This is a genomic window from Bradyrhizobium sp. CCBAU 11434, assembly GCF_028128895.1.
Lineage (GTDB): Bacteria > Pseudomonadota > Alphaproteobacteria > Rhizobiales > Xanthobacteraceae > Bradyrhizobium > Bradyrhizobium zhengyangense.
Genome location: NZ_LBJX01000103.1, coordinates 59891 through 77928 on the forward strand (window position 1 = coordinate 59891; position 18038 = coordinate 77928).

General features: G+C 63.8%; 14 protein-coding genes. 6 read left to right on the forward strand and 8 right to left on the reverse strand.

Going from position 1 to position 18038, the window contains the following annotated elements:
* Positions 1–27 precede the first annotated feature (27 nt).
* The 4 genes from XI06_RS40390 to XI06_RS40405 form a co-directional block, all read right to left on the reverse strand.
* Positions 28–345 carry a proton-translocating transhydrogenase family protein gene (locus XI06_RS40390; protein WP_014492434.1) on the reverse strand — a complete coding sequence of 106 codons (318 nt, stop codon included), beginning with the start codon at positions 343–345 and terminating at the stop codon, positions 28–30.
* A gap of 11 nt (positions 346–356) precedes the next feature.
* Positions 357–1484 (reverse strand): Re/Si-specific NAD(P)(+) transhydrogenase subunit alpha, encoded by a 1128-nt coding sequence (locus XI06_RS40395; protein ID WP_237862937.1) that lies wholly within the window; start codon positions 1482–1484, stop codon positions 357–359.
* A gap of 142 nt (positions 1485–1626) precedes the next feature.
* Positions 1627–1779 carry an aa3-type cytochrome c oxidase subunit IV gene (locus XI06_RS40400; protein ID WP_018317799.1) on the reverse strand — a complete coding sequence of 51 codons (153 nt, stop codon included), beginning with the start codon at positions 1777–1779 and terminating at the stop codon, positions 1627–1629.
* A 208-nt stretch (positions 1780–1987) separates the two neighbouring features.
* On the reverse strand, positions 1988–3886 hold the full coding sequence (locus XI06_RS40405; protein ID WP_237872623.1) for a M3 family oligoendopeptidase: 1899 nt from the start codon (positions 3884–3886) through the stop codon (positions 1988–1990).
* A 127-nt stretch (positions 3887–4013) separates the two neighbouring features.
* On the opposite strand from XI06_RS40405, the gene XI06_RS40410 reads away from it, so the two are divergent.
* The 3 genes from XI06_RS40410 (at position 4014) to XI06_RS40420 (ending at position 10004) form a co-directional block, all read left to right on the forward strand.
* The gene (locus XI06_RS40410) at positions 4014–5510 is read left to right on the forward strand and encodes a sigma-54-dependent transcriptional regulator (protein ID WP_237862939.1); all 1497 of its coding nucleotides are present in this window, start codon (positions 4014–4016) and stop codon (positions 5508–5510) included.
* Positions 5511–5857: 347 nt separating this feature from the next.
* The gene (locus tag XI06_RS40415; protein ID WP_271607841.1) at positions 5858–8113 is read left to right on the forward strand and encodes a L,D-transpeptidase family protein; all 2256 of its coding nucleotides are present in this window, start codon (positions 5858–5860) and stop codon (positions 8111–8113) included.
* Positions 8114–8396: 283 nt separating this feature from the next.
* On the forward strand, positions 8397–10004 hold the full coding sequence (locus tag XI06_RS40420; protein ID WP_271607842.1) for a DUF882 domain-containing protein: 1608 nt from the start codon (positions 8397–8399) through the stop codon (positions 10002–10004).
* Positions 10005–10015: 11 nt separating this feature from the next.
* On the opposite strand, the gene XI06_RS40425 is transcribed toward XI06_RS40420, so the two are convergent.
* The 3 genes from XI06_RS40425 to XI06_RS40435 all read right to left on the reverse strand — a co-directional run bounded on the left by XI06_RS40425 (position 10016) and on the right by XI06_RS40435 (position 11289).
* Complete coding sequence (locus XI06_RS40425) at positions 10016–10441, reverse strand: DUF1801 domain-containing protein (RefSeq protein ID WP_237862943.1); 426 nt, start codon at positions 10439–10441, stop codon at positions 10016–10018.
* Between the two features lie 73 nt (positions 10442–10514).
* Positions 10515–10787: a DUF2312 domain-containing protein gene (locus tag XI06_RS40430; RefSeq protein WP_008546273.1), complete on the reverse strand. Its 273-nt coding sequence runs from the start codon at positions 10785–10787 to the stop codon at positions 10515–10517.
* 196 nt (positions 10788–10983) lie between these two features.
* Positions 10984–11289: a DUF1244 domain-containing protein gene (locus XI06_RS40435; RefSeq protein WP_237890351.1), complete on the reverse strand. Its 306-nt coding sequence runs from the start codon at positions 11287–11289 to the stop codon at positions 10984–10986.
* A gap of 169 nt (positions 11290–11458) precedes the next feature.
* Here XI06_RS40435 and XI06_RS40440 point away from each other — a divergent pair, with 169 nt between their 5' ends.
* Positions 11459–12061: a DUF1036 domain-containing protein gene (locus XI06_RS40440; RefSeq protein WP_237872633.1), complete on the forward strand. Its 603-nt coding sequence runs from the start codon at positions 11459–11461 to the stop codon at positions 12059–12061.
* Positions 12058–13494, forward strand: a complete 1437-nt coding sequence (pyk, locus tag XI06_RS40445) for a pyruvate kinase (protein WP_237890350.1) — start codon at positions 12058–12060, stop codon at positions 13492–13494. Before XI06_RS40440 ends, pyk begins: the two co-directional genes overlap by 4 nt.
* Before the next feature lie 431 nt (positions 13495–13925).
* Here the strand turns inward: pyk and XI06_RS40450 are convergent, their stop codons facing one another.
* A complete protein-coding gene (locus tag XI06_RS40450) occupies positions 13926–14795 on the reverse strand; it encodes a VOC family protein (protein ID WP_271607843.1) in 870 nt (289 codons plus the stop codon).
* 921 nt (positions 14796–15716) lie between these two features.
* Between XI06_RS40450 and XI06_RS40455 the strand changes: the two genes are divergently transcribed.
* A complete protein-coding gene (locus XI06_RS40455; protein ID WP_271607844.1) occupies positions 15717–17957 on the forward strand; it encodes a TOMM precursor leader peptide-binding protein in 2241 nt (746 codons plus the stop codon).
* Positions 17958–18038: the final 81 nt, after the last annotated feature.

The following is an 18038-nucleotide window of genomic DNA, read 5'->3' on the forward strand; positions in this document are numbered from 1 at the left end:
TTGATCCCATCAGCCCGAGGTGGCCGCTTACTTCGACTTCTTCTTGTACATCGCCAGCATGCGCTGGGTGACAAGGAAGCCGCCGAAGATGTTGATGCAGGCAAAGATCAGCGCGACGAAGCCAAACGCGCGCGCCCAGCCCGAACCGCTCGAGACGTTGGCGACGCCGCCGGCCAGCAGCGCGCCGACCACGATCACCGAAGAGATCGCATTGGTGACGCTCATCAGCGGCGTATGCAGCGCCGGTGTCACCGACCACACCACGAAATAACCGACGAAGACGGCGAGGACGAAGATCGACAGCCGGAAGATGAAGGGGTCGACGACCTGTGCAGCATGCTCCATGACGGGCCTCCTTAAACCTTCGGCTGGAAGTTCGGGTGAATCACGGCGCCGTCCTTGGTCAGCGCGGTGGCCTTGACGAGCTCGTCGTCCCAGTTGACGGCGAGCTTCTTCTCTTTCTTGTCGACCATGGTCTCGATGAAGGAGAACAAATTGCGTGCATAGAGGCTGGAGGCCGAGGCCGCGACGCGGCCCGCGACGTTGGTGTAGCCGACGATCTTGATGCCATCTGTCTCGACGACCTCGCCCGCCTTGGCGCCCTCGACATTTCCGCCGCGCTCGACGGCGAGATCGACCAGCACCGAACCCGGCTTCATCGACCTGACCATCTCGCCCGAGACGAGCTTCGGCGCGGGACGGCCCGGGATCAGCGCGGTGGTGATGACGATATCCTGCTTCTTGATGTGCTCGGCGGTCAGCGCGGCCTGCTTGGCCTGGTACTCTTTCGACATCTCCTTGGCGTAGCCGCCGGCGGTCTGCGCGTTCTTGAACTCCTCGTCCTCGACGGCGAGGAACTTTGCACCGAGCGATTCCACCTGCTCCTTCGTCGCAGGCCGCACGTCGGTCGCGGTGACGATGGCGCCAAGGCGGCGCGCGGTCGCGATCGCCTGGAGACCGGCGACGCCGACGCCCATCACGAACACCTTTGCGGCAGGCACGGTGCCGGCCGCGGTCATCATCATCGGGAAGGCACGGCCGAAGGCCTCGGCGCCCTCGATCACGGCGCGGTAGCCGGCAAGGTTCGCCTGCGAGGACAGCACGTCCATCACCTGCGCACGGGTGATGCGCGGCATCAATTCCATCGCAAAGGCGGAAACGCCGGCATCGGCCATCGCCTTCAACGCGGCTTCGTTGCCATAGGGATCCATAATGGCGATGACGAGCGCGCCGCGCTTGTATTGCGACAGCTCGGAGGCCTCGGGACGCTTCACCTTGATGATGATGTCGGCATCCTTCAGCGCATCGGCGCTGACAGTGGCCCCCACCGCAGTGAATTCGGAATCGGGGAGGCCCGACTTGAGGCCCGCGCCCGGCTCGACGGCGATCTCGGCGCCCAGCGCCTTGAACTTCTTCACCGTATCAGGCGAAGCCGCGACCCGCGGCTCTGACGGATCGATTTCCTTGGCAACGGCGATCTTCATAGGTCCTCCGGCGGCGCGGGCCAGCGCACGCACAAAAAAGTAGCGTTACTCCCGCAGCGTTGCATACCGGCTTTAGAACCGGCTTGTTTGCAAATTTTGTGGGCAGCTGCCGCCACAGATGAAGGCAGCCGCCAAAGTCGATTTAGGTGAGGAAGATCGCCATCAGAATCACGATCAGCGCGACCGACGCCGTGCCGTACTTCACCAGCTTGATGAAGCCCTCGTAGGTCTGCTCGTGAGCAACGTAGTCGTTGCCGTCGGCGGTGCTGTACGCAACTTCGCTATGATCTGCCATGGATGTCCCCAGTCGAAAGTCGAATTCCTCGGCTGGGATACCTTAAACCTTCGGGCAGGGCAACGGCGCCAAGGCGCGGTTTTCCAGCAAATAGGCTCATTTGGAATCCCGATTATCGCGGATCCGGCGCGCGGAATTTGCTTTGCTGAACCTGGGTTCAACAGATGCCGCGCGGCAGCCCTGCCCTAAATCCAGGCATTCGCGCCCTTCAGCCCATCGCCTCCAGCTCGTCGATCATCCCGGCGATGACGCTCAAGCCCCCATCCCAGAATTTGGGATCCTTGGCGTCGAGCCCAAAGGGCCGCAGCAGCTCGGAATAATGCTTGGTGCCGCCGGCGGCGAGCATGTCGAGATAGCGCTCGGCAAAGCCCTCGGCCGCGTTCTCGTAGACGGCATAGAGCGAGTTCACCAGGCAATCGCCGAACGCATAGGCGTAGACGTAGAACGGCGAATGGATGAAGTGCGGGATATACATCCAGTAGTTCTCGTAACCCGCCTTGATCTCGATCGCCGGACCCAGGCTCTCGCCCTGCACCGACAGCCAGAGCTCGCCGAGCCGCGTCGCGGTGAGCTCGCCGTTCTTGCGCTCGGTGTGGACGGCACGCTCGAACGAATAGAACGCAATCTGCCGCACCACGGTATTGATCATGTCCTCGACCTTGCCGGCGAGCAGCGCCTGGCGCTGCTTTGCATTCTTGGTTTGGGCAAGCAGCCGCTTGAACGTCAGCATCTCGCCGAACACACTCGCGGTCTCCGCCAGCGTCAGCGGCGTCGGCGCCATCAGCGCGCCGTTCTTGGCGGCCAGCACCTGGTGCACGCCGTGGCCGAGCTCATGCGCAAGCGTCATCACGTCGCGCGGCTTGCCCTGGTAGTTCATCAGCACGTAGGGGTGCGCCGACGGCGTGGTCGGATGCGAGAATGCGCCGGGCGCCTTGCCCGGACGCACCGGCGCATCGATCCAGCGATCGGTGAAGAAGCGCTCGGCGATGTCGGCCATCTTCGGCGAGAAGCCGCGATAGGCCGTCAGCACCATGTTCCGTGCATCGGGCCAGCCGATGACGTCGGTCGCCGCGAACGGCAGCGGCGCGTTGCGGTCCCAATAAGCCAGTTTCTTCTTGCCGAACCACTTCGCCTTCAGCGCGTAATAGCGATGCGACAGTTTTGGATAGGCCGCGCGGACCGAGGCGACCAGCGCATCCACCACTTCGCGCTCGACGCGATTGTTCAGGTGGCGGGAATCCGCGACATCCTTGAAACCGCGCCAGCGGTCGGAGATGTCCTTGTCCTTGGCGAGCGTGTTGGTGATCAGCGCAAAGGTGCGCTCATTGGCCTTGAAGGTTTTTGCCAGCGCTTCCGCCGCAGCCTTGCGCTTGGCGCCGTCGCGGTCCTGCAGGAAATTCAGCGTCGGCTCGATCGCGAGTTCGTTGGCGCCGACCTTGAAGCGCAGGCCCGAGATTGTCTGGTCGAACAAACGGTTGAACGCGGAATAGCCGGTCTGCGCCTTTTCCAGGAACAGCTGCTCGAGCTTGTCGTCGAGCTGATACGGCTTCTCCTTGCGCAGATCCTCGATCCACGGACGATAATGCGCGAGTTCCGGGGTTTGCATCGCGCGAGTCAAAATATCGTCATCGATGCGGTTGAGTTCGAGCGCGAAGAACAAGAGATGCGTCGAGGCCGCCGTCAGCCGCTCGGAGACGTCGCCGTAAAACTTTGAAATCGCAGGGTCCACGCTGTCGCCGGCATGGACGAGACCGGCATAGGAGCCGAGACGGCCGGCGAGATCGTCGATCGCCTCATAGCGTCGCACGGCCTCCGCGAGCCATTTTCCGCCATCTTCGTTTGCTGTGCCTGTTGCGAGCTTGCCCTTGTAGTCGGTCTCGAACGTGACGCAATCGGCATCCATCGTTTCGAGATCGCGCGCCACTTCCGGCGCGTCGATCCCGGAATAGAGATCGGCAAGGTTCCACTCCGGAAGCTTGCCCGTCTTGCTCGCAGGCTTCGCGGAGGACTTTGCCTTGGGTGCCAATTTCTTGACGGCGGATTTCTTGGCTGCGGGCTTACGAAGAGCAGCGTTCTTTGTGAGAGCAGCTTTGGAGCGCGAAGTCATTGTGTGGGAAACCTGTGTTCAACAATCGCGACGGTGGGCGGGGGCATCAAGGTTTAAGAGTGCGTTAATCGGCTTCGGCCAGAGTGACCCGATTCGAGACAGATAGTAGTAGCGTGCGGGGAGCACCATGGCTGCCAGTATTTTGATCGCCGACGACGACGCCGTAGCTCGCCGCCTGGTCGAGAACATGGTGCAGAAATGCGGCTATGAGACGGTCGTCGTCGAATCCGGCGACGCTGCGATCGCCACCCTCACCGGCCCCGACGCACCCGCGATCGACGCGATGATCCTCGATCTCGTGATGCCCGGCCTCGACGGCATGGGCGTGCTGGCGAAAATCCGCGAGGCGGGCCTCAGCGTGCCCGTCATCGTGCAGACCGCCCATGGCGGCATCGACAACGTGATCTCGGCGATGCGCGCCGGTGCGGCCGACTTCGTGGTCAAGCCGGTCGGACTGGAGCGGCTCCAGGTCTCGCTTCGCAACGCGCTGAATGCCTCCGCGCTCAAGGGCGAATTGCAGCGCATCCGTCACAGCCGCGAGGGTCGGCTGACCTTCTCCGACATCATCACGCGCGCCGAAGCGATGGCGCCGGTGATGCGCGCGGCCCAGAAGGCGGCAAACTCGTCGATCCCCGTACTGATCGAAGGCGAGTCCGGCGTGGGCAAGGAGATGTTCGCCCGCGCCATCCATGGCAGCGGCGAGCGCAAGGCCAAGCCGTTCGTTGCGGTCAATTGCGGCGCGATCCCCGACAATCTCGTCGAGTCCATCCTGTTCGGCCACGAGAAGGGCGCCTTCACCGGCGCGACTGAGCGGCATACCGGCAAATTCCTCGAGGCTCACGGCGGCACGCTGTTTCTGGACGAGGTCAGCGAGCTGCCGCTGACCGCGCAGGTCAAGCTCTTGCGCGCACTGCAGGAGGGCGCAGTCGAGGCCGTTGGTGGCCGCAAGCCCGTGAAGGTCGACGTCCGCATCATCTCAGCGACCAATCGCAAGCTGCTGGACCGGGTCAAGCAGGGCCATTTCCGCGAAGACCTGTTCTATCGCCTGCACGTGCTGCCGCTGACGATCCCCTCGCTCAGGGCCCGCCGCGAGGACATCCCGCATCTGCTCAGGCATTTCCTGGCGCGTTTTGCCGCCGAGGAGAACCGCGCGATCTCCGGCGTCACTGGCGAGGCCGTGGCCCATCTCGCCCAGCTCGACTGGCCCGGCAACATCCGCCAGCTCGAAAACGCTGTTTACCGCGCGGTGGTGATGAGCGAGGGCGACCAGCTCGGCCTGGACGATTTCCCGCTGCTGGCCTCGCACCCGCATTCCGCGACGGAGATTCCGACCGCCCCGCTGATGATCGAGCCGATCGCGGCGCCCCCGGTGGTATCGGGTAGCGAAATACCCATCGCACCGCTGCCCCTGGCAGGATCCCTCTCCATGTTGACCCCGACCGGCGATGTTCGTCCGCTCGAGGACATGGAGAGCGAGATCATCCGCTTCGCGATCTCGCACTACCGTGGACAGATGTCCGAGGTGGCGCGCCGACTCAAGATCGGCAGGTCCACGCTGTATCGCAAACTCGACGAAGCGGGGGGTCCCGGACATGGCGGGAAAAGCGGCGAGGAGACGCACTGAACCTCATGCGAATGGCAGTTCGCGCGCATTCGTGAGGCGTCCGCAACCCGTTGAATTACGGCAAAATTCGGCTCCGGCCGGAACCGTGACTTGGAAGTGACAGACAGCGGGAAAAGCGCGGGGCAAAGCCGCACAATCCGTTGCAAACAGACTGTCTTGAAGTCAGTTTGTCGTGAGTTTCCCGGGGTAGCGCTAGCTGTGAAAACGGGGCCTGTATATCGTCTGCGTATGAATCGTTGCGTGCAGGCGTGTAACTTTCGAGAGGCCGGCGCGATTTAGCCGAAGCTCAATTAGGCGATAACGAAAGCTGTTCCACGAGGGACAGCTCACCCGAGGGGTGCGATACAATGCGTGACTGTTTGAACCACCGTGCAGGCTTTGACCGCGTTCTGGCGGTGGTCGCAGCGACCTTCATCACGGTGTCGGCCGGCTCGGCGCTGGCACAGGATCAGGCGCGCAGCAGCGCTGCCGAACTCGCGATCGAAGCTGCGATCCCGCGCCCCGAGCCCGCAAACGTTCCGCCCCCGACCGCATCCGACATCAAGCTCGACACCACCGCCACAGTTCAGGACGCTCCGAAGGATGCGGCCAAGGAGCCTGTGAAGGCCGAAGCCGCTCCAGCCGCAGAGAAGGTCGAAACCAAACCTGCCGACATCGCCACGACGCCCGCCGCCGAGGCGCCGAAGAGCGAGACGGCCACCACCGAACCTGCCAAGACCGAGCCCGCTAAGACCGAACCCGCCAAATCTGAAGCGGCCAAATCTGAGCCTGCCAAATCTGAACCGTTAAAGGCTGACACCGCAGCCGCGCCATCGGCCAGCCCCGCTGCTCCGGCGGCGGCAGCCGCAACTCCGGCCGCCGAGCCGGTGAAGGCCGCGAGCAACGTTCCCGCCGCCGACCAGCCGGTCGCCGACAAGATCAGGGACATCCTCGGGTCCAAGACCTCGCGCCATTTCGACCGCAAGAACGAACGTGCCGCCGCCGAGAAGTTCTACGGCGCCCGCGACTTCGCGCCGGTCTGGACGCAAGCCGGCAGCCTGACCGCTGCGGCCAAGGGCGTGATCGCGCGGCTGAAGGATGCGGCCTCCGACGGTCTCAATCCGGCCGACTATCCGGTGCCGGACTTCGTCGCCGCCACGACGCCCGATGCGCTCGCCGATGCCGAGCTGAAGCTCACCGCCAGCATGTTCGACTATGCGCGCCAGGCGCAGAGCGGCCGCATGCACTGGTCCCAGGTCAGCGCCGATATCCTCTATCCCGAGCATCCGGTCGATCCGAGCGAGGTGCTCACCAAGGTCACGACCGCAGCCGACGCCTCTGCCGCGCTCGACAGCTACAACCCGCCGCAGAAGCTCTACAAGGAGCTGAAGGCGCAGCTTGCCAAGCTGCGCGGTCAAGGCGACGGTCCGGTGATCGAGATCGCCGACGGCCCCGCGCTGAAATACACCCCCGCCAAGGGCAAGAGGCAGGCGGAAATCGTCGCGCAGGACCCGCGCGTGCCGCAGCTTCGCGCCAAGCTGGGCATCACCGATAACGCCAGCGACGACCATTATGACGCAACGGTTGCCGAAGCCGTGCGCAGATTCCAGGACGGCGCCGAGATGAAGGCGACCGGCGTGCTGGATGCGCCGACCGTGAAGGCGCTGAACAGCCCGAAGCGTGACAGGCAGATCGACACCGTGCTGGTGAATATGGAGCGCTGGCGCTGGCTGCCGCGCGACCTCGGCGCCCCCTCGCTCGGCGATGCCTATGTCATCCTCAACATTCCCGACTACACGCTGAAGGTGATGCAGCGCGGCCAGCAGGTCTGGACCACCCGCGTCGTCACCGGCAAGCCGGGCCAGCACGCAACGCCGCTGCTGACCGAGACGATGAAGTACATCACGGTCAACCCGACCTGGAACGTGCCGCCGTCGATCGTCTATGGCGAGTATCTGCCGGCGCTGCAGCAGGACCCGACCGTGCTTCAGCGCATGGGCTTGAAGCTCGAGCAGAACCGCGACGGCTCGGTGCACATCTCGCAGCCGCCCGGGGAAGCCAATGCGCTCGGCCGCATCCGCTTCAACTTCCCGAACAAGTTCCTGGTCTACCAGCACGACACGCCGGACAAGTATTTGTTCGCCAAGGACGAGCGCGCCTTCAGCCATGGCTGCATGCGCGTGCAATATCCGGATCAGTACGCCTCGGTCCTGCTCAACATCGCCATGCCGAACGAGCACTACACCCCGGAGCGCGTGCGCGGCATGTACGGCTCGGGTGAGGTCGACCTGAAATTCCCGACCCCGATCCCGGTCAACATCACCTACCAGACCGCGTTCGTGGACGACGGCGGCAAGCTGCAATTCCGCAAGGACGTCTATGGCCGCGACGCGACCATGATCAACATCCTGAAGAACGGCCGCGGCAAGGACCTCGAGAACGTCGTCGCCCATTCGCAGCCAAGCTATTCGCGCCCGGCAACGACGCTGCCCTCGGGTGTAGCGATCGCCAACAATGGCGGCTCGTCCGGGTTGAACTTCTTCGAGCGGCTGTTCGGCGGCGGCGCCCCGGCTCAGCCGCCGGCTCCGGTTGGCCGCCGGCAGCAGCGGGTCTTCACCCGCTGAGCCGCAGCCTGCCCTCAATCCCTCAAATTCTTCAATAAAATCAGCGACCCTTTCCTCTGGATAGGGTCGCTTAACGTTAACCATTCTCCACCCGAGTTCGGGCGGCTGGCGTTTTTTCGCCACACTCAACCGGTTAGGATTGTAGTCTGACTTGGTTTGGGGGCGGGAAGGTAAACCTCGGATTAACCTTCTCGCTTTAAGAAAGCGTTCATCCTCTTTCGCGCGCTAACGGGGTTGGCGGGAGAGTCCATTTTGAACGCTCGTCGACTGGGTGGGCTCATTCGTGCTGACTGGTTTCGCACGCAAATTCGCTGCGTTGTCGTTGTCCCATGCGGGAGTGAAGGTCGGATCTCGGATCGGCCTCGCTTCGCTGGTGCTGTTTGCGGCTGCCGGCTCGGTCCATAACGCCGCGGCGCTGAACGAGACCAAGACGCTCTCCTTCCACCACACCCATTCGGGCGAAGACCTTACGGTCACCTTCAAGCGCGACGGCCGCTACGACGAAGCCGCGCTGAAGACGCTCAACCATTTCCTGCGCGACTGGCGCACCCAGGACGAGACGGTGATGGACCGTCACCTGTTCGACATCCTCTGGGAAGTCTATCGCGACGTCGACGGCAAGCAGCCGATCCAGATCATCTCCTCCTATCGCTCCCCCGCCACCAACGCCATGCTGCGCCGCCGCTCCTCGGGCGTGGCGCGCTTCAGCCAGCACATGCTGGGCCATGCGATGGACTTCTACATCCCGAACGTTCCGCTGGAGCAAATCCGCTTCGCGGGCCTCCGCCTGCAACGCGGCGGCGTCGGCTTCTACCCGACCTCCGGCTCGCCCTTCGTGCATCTCGACACCGGCAGCATCCGGCACTGGCCGCGCATGACGCATGACCAGCTCGCCCGCGTCTTCCCCGACGGGAAGACGGTGCATCTGCCAACCGATGGTGTGCCATTGAAGGGCTATGAACTGGCCAAGGCCGAGATCGAGCGTCGCGGCGGTGGCGACGATGGCGCCAGCAAGCCAGGCTTCTTCGCCGCCCTGTTCAAGAGCAAACAGGCTCCGGCAGCCAGTGCCGACGAGGATGACGAGGGCGCTCCCGCCCCGGCCGCCAAGCCCACCGTGGTCGCCGCCGCAAGCAAACCCGCCGATCCTGTGCCGACGCCGCGCGCCAAGCCGTCGGTCGCCTCCGCCATCCAGCTCGCCTCGGCCGATGCCCAGCTCGTTGCGCCGCCGAAACCGAAAGCTGAGCCGAAGCCCGAGCCCGTGGCTGACAAGCCGGCAGCCCGCAAGTTCGAGTCCCCGGCCGACATCATCAATGCCCGCGGCTTCTGGGATACTCCGGCCGCGCCGCAGCAAGCGACGCCGGCGCAGATTGCAGCGCTCAGGGCGCGTCAGGCGCTGGCAGCCGCGACCGATCCGCAACCGACCGCGAGCGTCTCCAACGCCGCCTATCAGGCGCTGGCCTTTGCGCCCGCTTCCGCCTCGCCAGTCGACCGCTCCCGCGTCGTCGCCGCCTCGGCGCCGATCCCGCGCGGCGCGCGTCCGGCGTCCGTCGCCCGCAACGCTGCGCCGGCCACCGAGATCAACACCATCGTCGGCAAGAGCACCGACGGCATGATCGCAACCGCAACGCGGCTCTCCGCGGCCAAGGGCGAGAGCATCTGGCTCAAGATCGTGATGCTGTCGCCGAGCGCCAGCCGGGCGATGTCTGTCACGCTGATGGGCGAGCTCGATATGGCTGCGATGCGCGCCTATTTCGTCAAGCCGCAGGCCGTGGTCGCAATGGGCTTCACCGACGATCCGATGCATGGCCTGTCCTGCGACGGTTTCTCGGGCAGCGCGACCACGAAGATCGAGACGACGTCCTTCGTCATGCGCACGGCCGCGCTGCGCTAAAGGCCGATCGCCTAGCGCGCCCTCTTTCCCCGCCGATCCAGATGATAGGTCAGCGCCAGCGACAGGCAGACCGATAGCGCCTGCTTCGGCAGTTTGCCGGCCACCGGCAGCAGCAGAGCCCGGGTCTGCCGATATTCGAACTGATCGGGAAAGCGCTCGCGGAAGGTGTCGACGAGCGTCGTCTTGCAGTTGAACAGAATGGCAGCGTGGTCGGAGTCCTTGAGGCGGCCGAGCCGGATGGTCGAACCGCTGCCTGTCTCATCGGTCAGGTAGGCAGGCTCGCCCCATTTCAGCGTCTCGGTGAGACGGCCGACATTGTCATCCGCCGCCGCGATCGCAAAAATCAGGTCGCGCACCTGGAACAGCCGCTTGCCGATCGGCGCCGGAAGAGCGCCGAAGGCACTGATCACCTCACGCGGCAGCGGCGGCGCAGTCACTGACGTCTCCGTTCACAAACGAAGTGCAACAGCCGCGATTTGTAGCCCGAGTGACGTCGGAGGCGCAAACGCCTCAGATCATTCCCAGCGCCTGCATATAGGTCTCGAGAATCGTCTCGGCCTCGGCGCGCTCATTGGGGTCCTGCTTGCGCAGGCGCACGATGGTGCGCAGCGCCTTGACATCGTAGCCGTTGCCCTTGCTCTCGGCATAGACGTCGCGGATGTCGTCGGAGATCGCCTTCTTCTCTTCCTCCAGCCGCTCGATGCGCTCGATGATGGATTTGAGCTGGTCCTTGGCAAATTTCGTCGCGGGCTCGTCGTCGCGGACGGCGGCGGAGGTGGCCATCTTGGTACTCCCAATGGAACTGGCAAAACGAGGTGACGCCGGCATCCACCGCGCGTGCTGGGTAGACCCTTAGGGTTGACGCCGTCAGCGTTCAAGCAAGCATCGCGCTCGTCCACAGCGCGCCCACACCTTCCTGCAGGTGAGCAAAGAAAGCTGTTGTGTGGTGCGACTCAGGCCGCGGCGCGGACAGTCCCCCTCAATGATTGTGGGGATGGACCTTCTTCATCGCCTCGATCTGTTCGGCGGTGGCCGTGCCCTGGTACTTCGCCTTCCAGGTCTCGTAGGGCATGCCGTAGACGGCTTCCCGGCTCTCATCCTTGCTCAGCGCGACGCCTTGGGCGTCCGCGGCGTCCTTGAGCCAGTTGGACAGGCAGTTGCGGCAGAAGCCGGCCAGATTCATCAGGTCGATGTTCTGGACGTCGGTCCGCGTCTTCAAATGATCGACCAGGCGCCGGAAAGCGGCCGCCTCGAGCTCCGTTCTGGTTTTGTCGTCAATGGCCATGGCTGGATTCCTCGGCTGCGCCCTTAATGGTGGTCACCCTTACGGGATCAGGTGGGGTCCTGTCACAGATTTTGCCATATCGCGGCGCAAACGGCCGCTGGGCCAACAAATGGGCAGGTCCCCGGCCCCTACGCCAAATCGTCAATCATCTGGTATACGTTCCGCGACAATGATCGCCGAATCTCCCCGCTCCCCCCTTCGCCTGCTCGCCCGGTTGGTCCCGGTGCTGGCGGTTGGCTTATTGTGCCTCTGGGCCAGCCCGGCCTCGGCCGACTTCCGCCTCTGCAACAACACCTCAAGCCGGGTGGGCATCGCGCTCGGCTACAAGGACGCCGACGGCTGGACCACCGAAGGCTGGTGGAACATCTCGTCCCGCTCCTGCGAGACCCTGCTGCGGGGAACGCTGGTCGCCCGCTACTATTACATTTACGCGATCGACTATGACCGCGGCGGCGAATGGTCGGGGCAGGCTTTCATGTGCTCGCGCGACAAGGAATTCACCATCCGCGGCACCGAGGATTGCCTGGCGCGCGGCTATGACCGGACCGGCTATTTCGAAGTCGATACCGGCGAGCAGCGGGCCTGGACGGTGCAACTCACGGACGCCAACGAGCAGCCTTCTGCGCAGCCGCGTGTCCCCGGCATGCCCGGCCCTGTTGGTCCTGGTGGCGGCGTTCCGGGTTTGCCCAATAGTCCGCCCGGTGGTACGCCCCCCGCCGCACCTGGCCTCCCGCCAGCTCCCTCGTCACCACCGTCTGGAAATAAGCCATGAGGCGCCTTCGCCGTATCAAGATTCTCGCGACCCTTGGACCTGCCTCTTCGGACCTCGCGATGATCCGCCGCCTGTTCGAGGCTGGCGCCGACGTGTTCCGCATCAACATGAGCCACACTCCGCATGACAAGATGCGGGAGCTCGTGGCGACGATCCGCAATGTCGAGAGTAGCTACGGCCGTCCGATCGGCATCCTGGTCGACCTCCAGGGCCCGAAGCTCCGGCTCGGGGCATTCGCCGAAGGCGCGGTGCAGCTCCAGAACGGCCAGACCTTCACGCTCGATTCCGACAAGACGCCGGGCGATGCCACCCGCGTCAACCTTCCCCATCCGGAGATTCTGGCCGCCCTGCGGCCCGGCCATGCGCTGCTGCTCGACGACGGCAAGGTACGGCTGATCGCGGAGGAAACCAGCAAGGAGCACGCGGTGACGCGCGTCGTGGTCGGCGGCAAGATGAGCGACCGCAAGGGCGTCAGCCTGCCGGACACCGACCTGCCGGTCTCGGCGATGACGCCGAAGGACCGCGCCGACCTCGAGGCGGCCCTCGTCACCGGTGTCGACTGGATCGCGCTGTCCTTCGTGCAGCGCGCCGACGACGTGATCGAAGCCAAGAAGATGATCCGCGGCCGCGCCGCCGTGATGGCCAAGATCGAGAAGCCGCAGGCGATCGACCGTCTCGCCGACATCATCGAGGCTTCCGACGCGCTGATGGTGGCGCGCGGTGACCTCGGCGTCGAACTGCCGCTCGAGCGCGTGCCGAGCCTGCAAAAGCAGATGACGCGCATGGCGCGCCGCGCCGGCAAGCCGGTGGTGATCGCGACCCAGATGCTGGAATCGATGATCCAGTCGCCGGTGCCGACCCGCGCCGAGGTCTCCGACGTCGCCACCGCCGTCTATGAGGGCGCCGACGCCATCATGCTGTCGGCGGAGTCGGCGGCCGGCAAATTCCCGGTCGAGGCGGTCTCGACCATGAACCGCATCGGCGAGGAGGTCGAGCGCGACCCGATCTATCGGGACGTGATCATGGCCCAGCGCCCCGCGCCGGAATCCACCGCCGGCGACGCCATCGCCGATGCCGCCCGGCAGATCGCCGAGACGCTCGACCTGCCCGCCCTGATCTGCTGGACCAGCTCCGGCTCGACGGCGGTACGCGTGGCGCGCGAGCGGCCGAAGCCGCCCATCGTGGCGATTACGCCGAACATCACGGCCGGGCGCCGGCTCGCGGTGGTCTGGGGCGTGCATTGCGTGGTGGCTGAGGATGCGCGCGACCAGGACGACATGGTGAACCGCGCCGGCCAGATCGCGTTCCGGGACGGCTTCGTCCGCGCCGGACAGCGCGTGATCATCGTCGCCGGCGTGCCGCTCGGCATTCCCGGCACCACCAACATGGTGCGCATCGCCTCGGTCGGCCCGGAGGGCGAGGCGAATATCTAAGGCGGCCGGCAGGCCGCCGACCAAAACGCGAAAACAACCCCATGCACAGTAGCGGGCTGGTCTAGAGCGCGATGAGATTGGGTTGAATCGTCATCGCGCTTTAGCTCCTTGTTTGAGCATGATCTCCGCGCAAACGCGTTCCGCGTTTGTCGCGAGAGAAAACCGCTTCACACTTTTCCGGATCATGCTCTAAAGCGTGATGAAATTAGGTTTGGTCGGCGGTCCGTGTTTCACCTCTCCCCAACGGGGAGAGGTCGGATTGCTATGGCGCGCAATTGCGCGCCTGAGCAATCCAGGTGAGGGGCCGCGGCGCACAGTGAGACTGTAACCCCTCACCCGGATCGCATCTTACGATGCGATCCGACCTCTCCCTGCGGGAGAGGTGACTCGAGTTCTTGGCGCGCATCGATTCATCCCAATCGCATCGCGCTTTAGCGCTTGATCTTGTGGATCACCATCCTGCCCCGTGAAGCAATGCCCTCCCATTCGGAGGACCAGCTGACTTCCGAGCTCGAGGATCTCCCGACGCCCTTGTGATCCCAAGCGCCCTGCAGCGCAAACAGGGCGCCCTGGGGGTCGACGCATCGCACGATCCAGCCGCCATCGGGCAACTCGATCGGCTGGTGAAGGACCCGGCCCCCGCCGGTCATGACCCGCCGGGCCGCGGCGCCGATGTCCTCGACATTGAAGTAGTGAAGCCAACAGGCGTTCGCTACGCTCGGTAGCTTGGTGAGCATGCCGCCGATCGTCTGCCCGGCTACCGAAAACAAATCATACACGCTTGCCGGATCCAGTTCGGCGGAGGCCTGTCGCCAGCCGAGAACCTTGCCATAAAATGGAAAAACCGTGCGTCGGTCTTCAGCCAGCAACTCGTGCCAGCCCACGCGCCCGGGCTGATACGACCCGCTCGTTTGCATCAGGCCAAATGCCAGCCGGCTGACCAACGCAAACGTCGCTCCTTGCGGATCGGCGACCACCGAAATGCGGCCGATGTTGCTGTCGGTCGGAGACACCAGGATGGCGCCTCCCAGTCGGAGGATCTGCGCGACCGTCGCATCCATGTCATCGACGCCGACGTAGCCCAGCCATCTCGGCGTTGCCCCCATCCGTACTCCCTCTTCGGGGAGATCCATGAGCCCGACGACCGGAGCAGCACCCGCCGTCAGCAGCGTGTAGGCAAGTTCCGGGCTCGACGCATCCTTCACGGCCCAGCCGACAATTTCGGCGTAAAAGGCAGCTGCCGACGGCACATCCGTCGTCAGAAGCTCATACCAAACGAAGCGTCCAAATTGATCGGCCAAGCTCGCCTCTCCGGTTGAGCTCCCTGACGATTGCGCACCGCATCACGGCCGTCCATCGATATCGACGAAAAATTACAGTGATGTCATTCATGAAGATGAATGCGTGCGAACGGGCCCATACTCTTTTGTGTATCCGCGAATCTTGCCCGCCCTTTTTGCTCGGCGTAGGATCATCAGCGAAGATCGGACCTGAAGCCATGGAGGATGCGGCCATGCGGCGGACGAGACAAGCTTCGAAAAAGAACAGCAAGACCAAAACCGCAATGCCGGCGCTCGGCCTCGCCGGATTGACGTTTTCGCTGGCGGGAAGCGCGGCAGCGTCCGCGTTGCCGACAGGCGATGTTCAACAAAGGCCGAACTCCAATTCCGGTCGGTACACGGCGCTCAGCGAAGAAGAACTCGCAGACGTCAGCCTCGCTACTTTTCATCTGGCCTACGACAAGAAAGAACTGAGCCATGTGCTGCTGGCTCGGGGATGCGGTGGTTGTCGCGGCTGCGGAGGCTGCAGAGGGTGTGGTGGCTGCAGAGGTTGCGCAGGTTGCCGAGCCTGTCGCTGCGGCGTCGGTTGCGGTGGCTGTGGCGGCTGCGGCGTTGGCTGGATCGGCCTGCCGTTGCCAGTGCCGGTAGCTTGCACGGGATGCTGCGCATCATGGGGGCGCTGCCGCTGGTGCTAGGCCAGAGCATCTGACTCGACATCGACATGATGCAATTTCATTGGCCGGGCTCGCACACGACCCGGCCAATTTGCTTTCGTCGCCACCGCGTTCGCTTCGTCTCCCTGCTCGGCTTGCCGATGGCGAACGAGTGTGTTCCAACTCATGTCAAGAAATCCGGTAGCGCTCGGCACAAGTCGGGCCAGCAAGACGTTCGTCGTACACCAACGACCGAACATGGCGGAAACAGGATCAGCGTGCGCCCCCGATGACAATCAAGCGAAAGAGCCGCACCGCGAAGCCGACCCGCAAGACCGTTTTGCGTTTCGCGCCAAACTTCACCGCCTACCTGCTTCCTCCCAATGTGGTCTGTCTCTATTCAGAGAACCGCAAATTTTTCCTGCATGGTGATCTCTATTACGCAGTGGCGAGCGCGATCGGAAAGAATGGCCGTGCTGCCCAGGATATCATCCGCCAGCTCTCGAAACACTTTCCCGTGGCCGAGATCGAGAAAGCGATCCGGCGTCTGCTGGAGCGCCGCTACGTCGTCAGCGGGGCATCGCACGCGAGCCCCGTTGATGGATATTGGGCAAGCCTCGGCCTGCCTGCCGAAATCGCCGAAGAGAACCTGCGCAACTGGCCGGTGCGGGTGGAATCGATCGACGTCAAGGGTGCCAGCGAGTTGAGCGCGGCGTTGACCAAGCTCGGAGTTCAAATCGCCAAGCGGTCGCCCAAACTCATCGTCACGCTTGTGAACGATTATCTCGAACCGACGCTCGCCGAATTGAACGGGGAACGCGTCACCGACGGAACGCCCTGGCTGCTGGTTCAGCCCTCCGGCGTTTTTCCATTGGTGGGGCCGGTGTTCAAGCCGGGCGAAAGCGCCTGCTGGACCTGCCTGCACGATCGCATGATCCGCAATCGCGAGATCAAGGGATTTCTCGATCGCGGGGCGGCGCAAGCGGTCGCAACATCGCCCCTGGTCAGCGAGAGTGTCGGACAGACCGGGGTCCACTTCGCTGCCATTGAAATTGCAAAGGCGATCGCCTCCGGATTTCGCACTGATCTCAGCGATCACATCGCAAGCGTCGACCTCACCGGGGCCACCATCGCCAAGCACTACGTTGCGAAACGTCCGCAATGCGCGACCTGTGGCAGCAAGAAATTGAGGAATCCGCGGCGGGCGGCAGCGCCGATCGAGATTGCCGAAGGCAGACGGCTCGTCATGACCAGCGGCGGATACCGCACCGTGACGTCGCGGGCCACCGTGGCGCGGTTCCGCAAACACGTCAGCCCGCTGACCGGCGTGGTATCCAGGCTCGAGCGGATCGAAGCCGATCTGCCGATGAACACCAATTTTTTCGCTTACCATAATTTCTCTGCGCCGGCGTGGAATGTCGACCAACTCAGGTCCGGCCTGAGCGGCGGCAGCTTCGGCAAGGGCTCCACGGCCGAGCAGGGCGAGGCCAGCGCGCTGATGGAGGCGATCGAACGCTATTCCGGCATTTTCCAGGGTGACGAGATCAGGACGACGCGACGCTTCGCCGATTTCGCTCCCGGTGAGGCGCTTCTGCCAAACGACGTCCAGTTCTTCAGCGACCTGCAATTCCAAAACCGGCATATCCCTCTGCCCGACGATTCACATCCGGTTCCCGAGCCGTTCGATCCCTCGATGAAGACCGAATGGTCGCCGGTCTGGTCGATGCGCGACAAGCGGTTCAAATATCTTCCGACTGGCCTCTTGTATTTCTTCTATGGCGGCTTCCACACGGATTCGAACGGTTGCGCAGCCGGCAACACACGCGAGGAAGCCATCGTTCAAGGCTTCCTCGAACTAGTCGAACGCGATGCCTACGCGATCTGGTGGTACAATCGCGTGCAGCGTGCGGAAGTCGATCTCGCAGAATTCGAGGATTCCTACGTACGGGATCTGCAGCGCCAGTTTGCCGATGCGGGACGCCGGCTTTGGGTCCTCGACATCACCAGCGATCTCGGCATTCCCTCTTATGTTGCGATCATGCACTGGATGCAAAATGGGCACGAGAACATCGAGTTCGGGTCCGGTTCGCATTTCGATCGCCGCATCGCCCTGCTGCGTTCGCTCACCGAGCTGACTCAGTTCATGTCGATTGGCTTGATGGACGGCGGAAGCGGCGAGAAGCCATCGCTTGACGGTGTCACGCCGCTGCGGCTCGACGATTATCCGTTCTTGATCCCGAGCGACAATCCGGTGATCCCACCGGCGCCTGATATCAAGCTTCACGACAATACGCGCGACCAGGTCAATGCCTGCGTCGAGATCGCGGTCCGCTCCGGATACGACTTCCTCGTGCTCGACCAGACACGACCCGACGTCGAGGTCCCTGTCGTCAGAGTGCTTGTCCCGGGCTTGCGGCATTTCTATCGTCGCTTCGGGCCCGGCCGGCTTTACGATGTGCCGGTGAAGCTTGGGCTGCTGGACCGCCCACGCCTGGAAAGCGAACTGACCCCGTACCTTCCGCACACTTGAAGGCTGCTTCCGTGCGCACCTCCCGGAAAAAGCTGGCCAGGAAAGTCGCATTCGTCATCGCCGCCCGGCTGAACGGCCGTT

Coding starts and splice junctions, on each gene's coding strand:
- XI06_RS40390 (WP_014492434.1), bottom strand. CDS start 345: ATGGAGCATGCTGCACAGGTCGTCGACCCCTTCATCTTCCGGCTGTCG.
- XI06_RS40395 (WP_237862937.1), bottom strand. CDS start 1,484: ATGAAGATCGCCGTTGCCAAGGAAATCGATCCGTCAGAGCCGCGGGTC.
- XI06_RS40400 (WP_018317799.1), bottom strand. CDS start 1,779: ATGGCAGATCATAGCGAAGTTGCGTACAGCACCGCCGACGGCAACGAC.
- XI06_RS40405 (WP_237872623.1), bottom strand. CDS start 3,886: ATGACTTCGCGCTCCAAAGCTGCTCTCACAAAGAACGCTGCTCTTCGT.
- XI06_RS40410 (WP_237862939.1), top strand. CDS start 4,014: ATGGCTGCCAGTATTTTGATCGCCGACGACGACGCCGTAGCTCGCCGC.
- XI06_RS40415 (WP_271607841.1), top strand. CDS start 5,858: ATGCGTGACTGTTTGAACCACCGTGCAGGCTTTGACCGCGTTCTGGCG.
- XI06_RS40430 (WP_008546273.1), bottom strand. CDS start 10,787: ATGGCCACCTCCGCCGCCGTCCGCGACGACGAGCCCGCGACGAAATTT.
- XI06_RS40435 (WP_237890351.1), bottom strand. CDS start 11,289: ATGGCCATTGACGACAAAACCAGAACGGAGCTCGAGGCGGCCGCTTTC.
- XI06_RS40440 (WP_237872633.1), top strand. CDS start 11,459: ATGATCGCCGAATCTCCCCGCTCCCCCCTTCGCCTGCTCGCCCGGTTG.
- pyk (WP_237890350.1), top strand. CDS start 12,058: ATGAGGCGCCTTCGCCGTATCAAGATTCTCGCGACCCTTGGACCTGCC.
- XI06_RS40455 (WP_271607844.1), top strand. CDS start 15,717: ATGACAATCAAGCGAAAGAGCCGCACCGCGAAGCCGACCCGCAAGACC.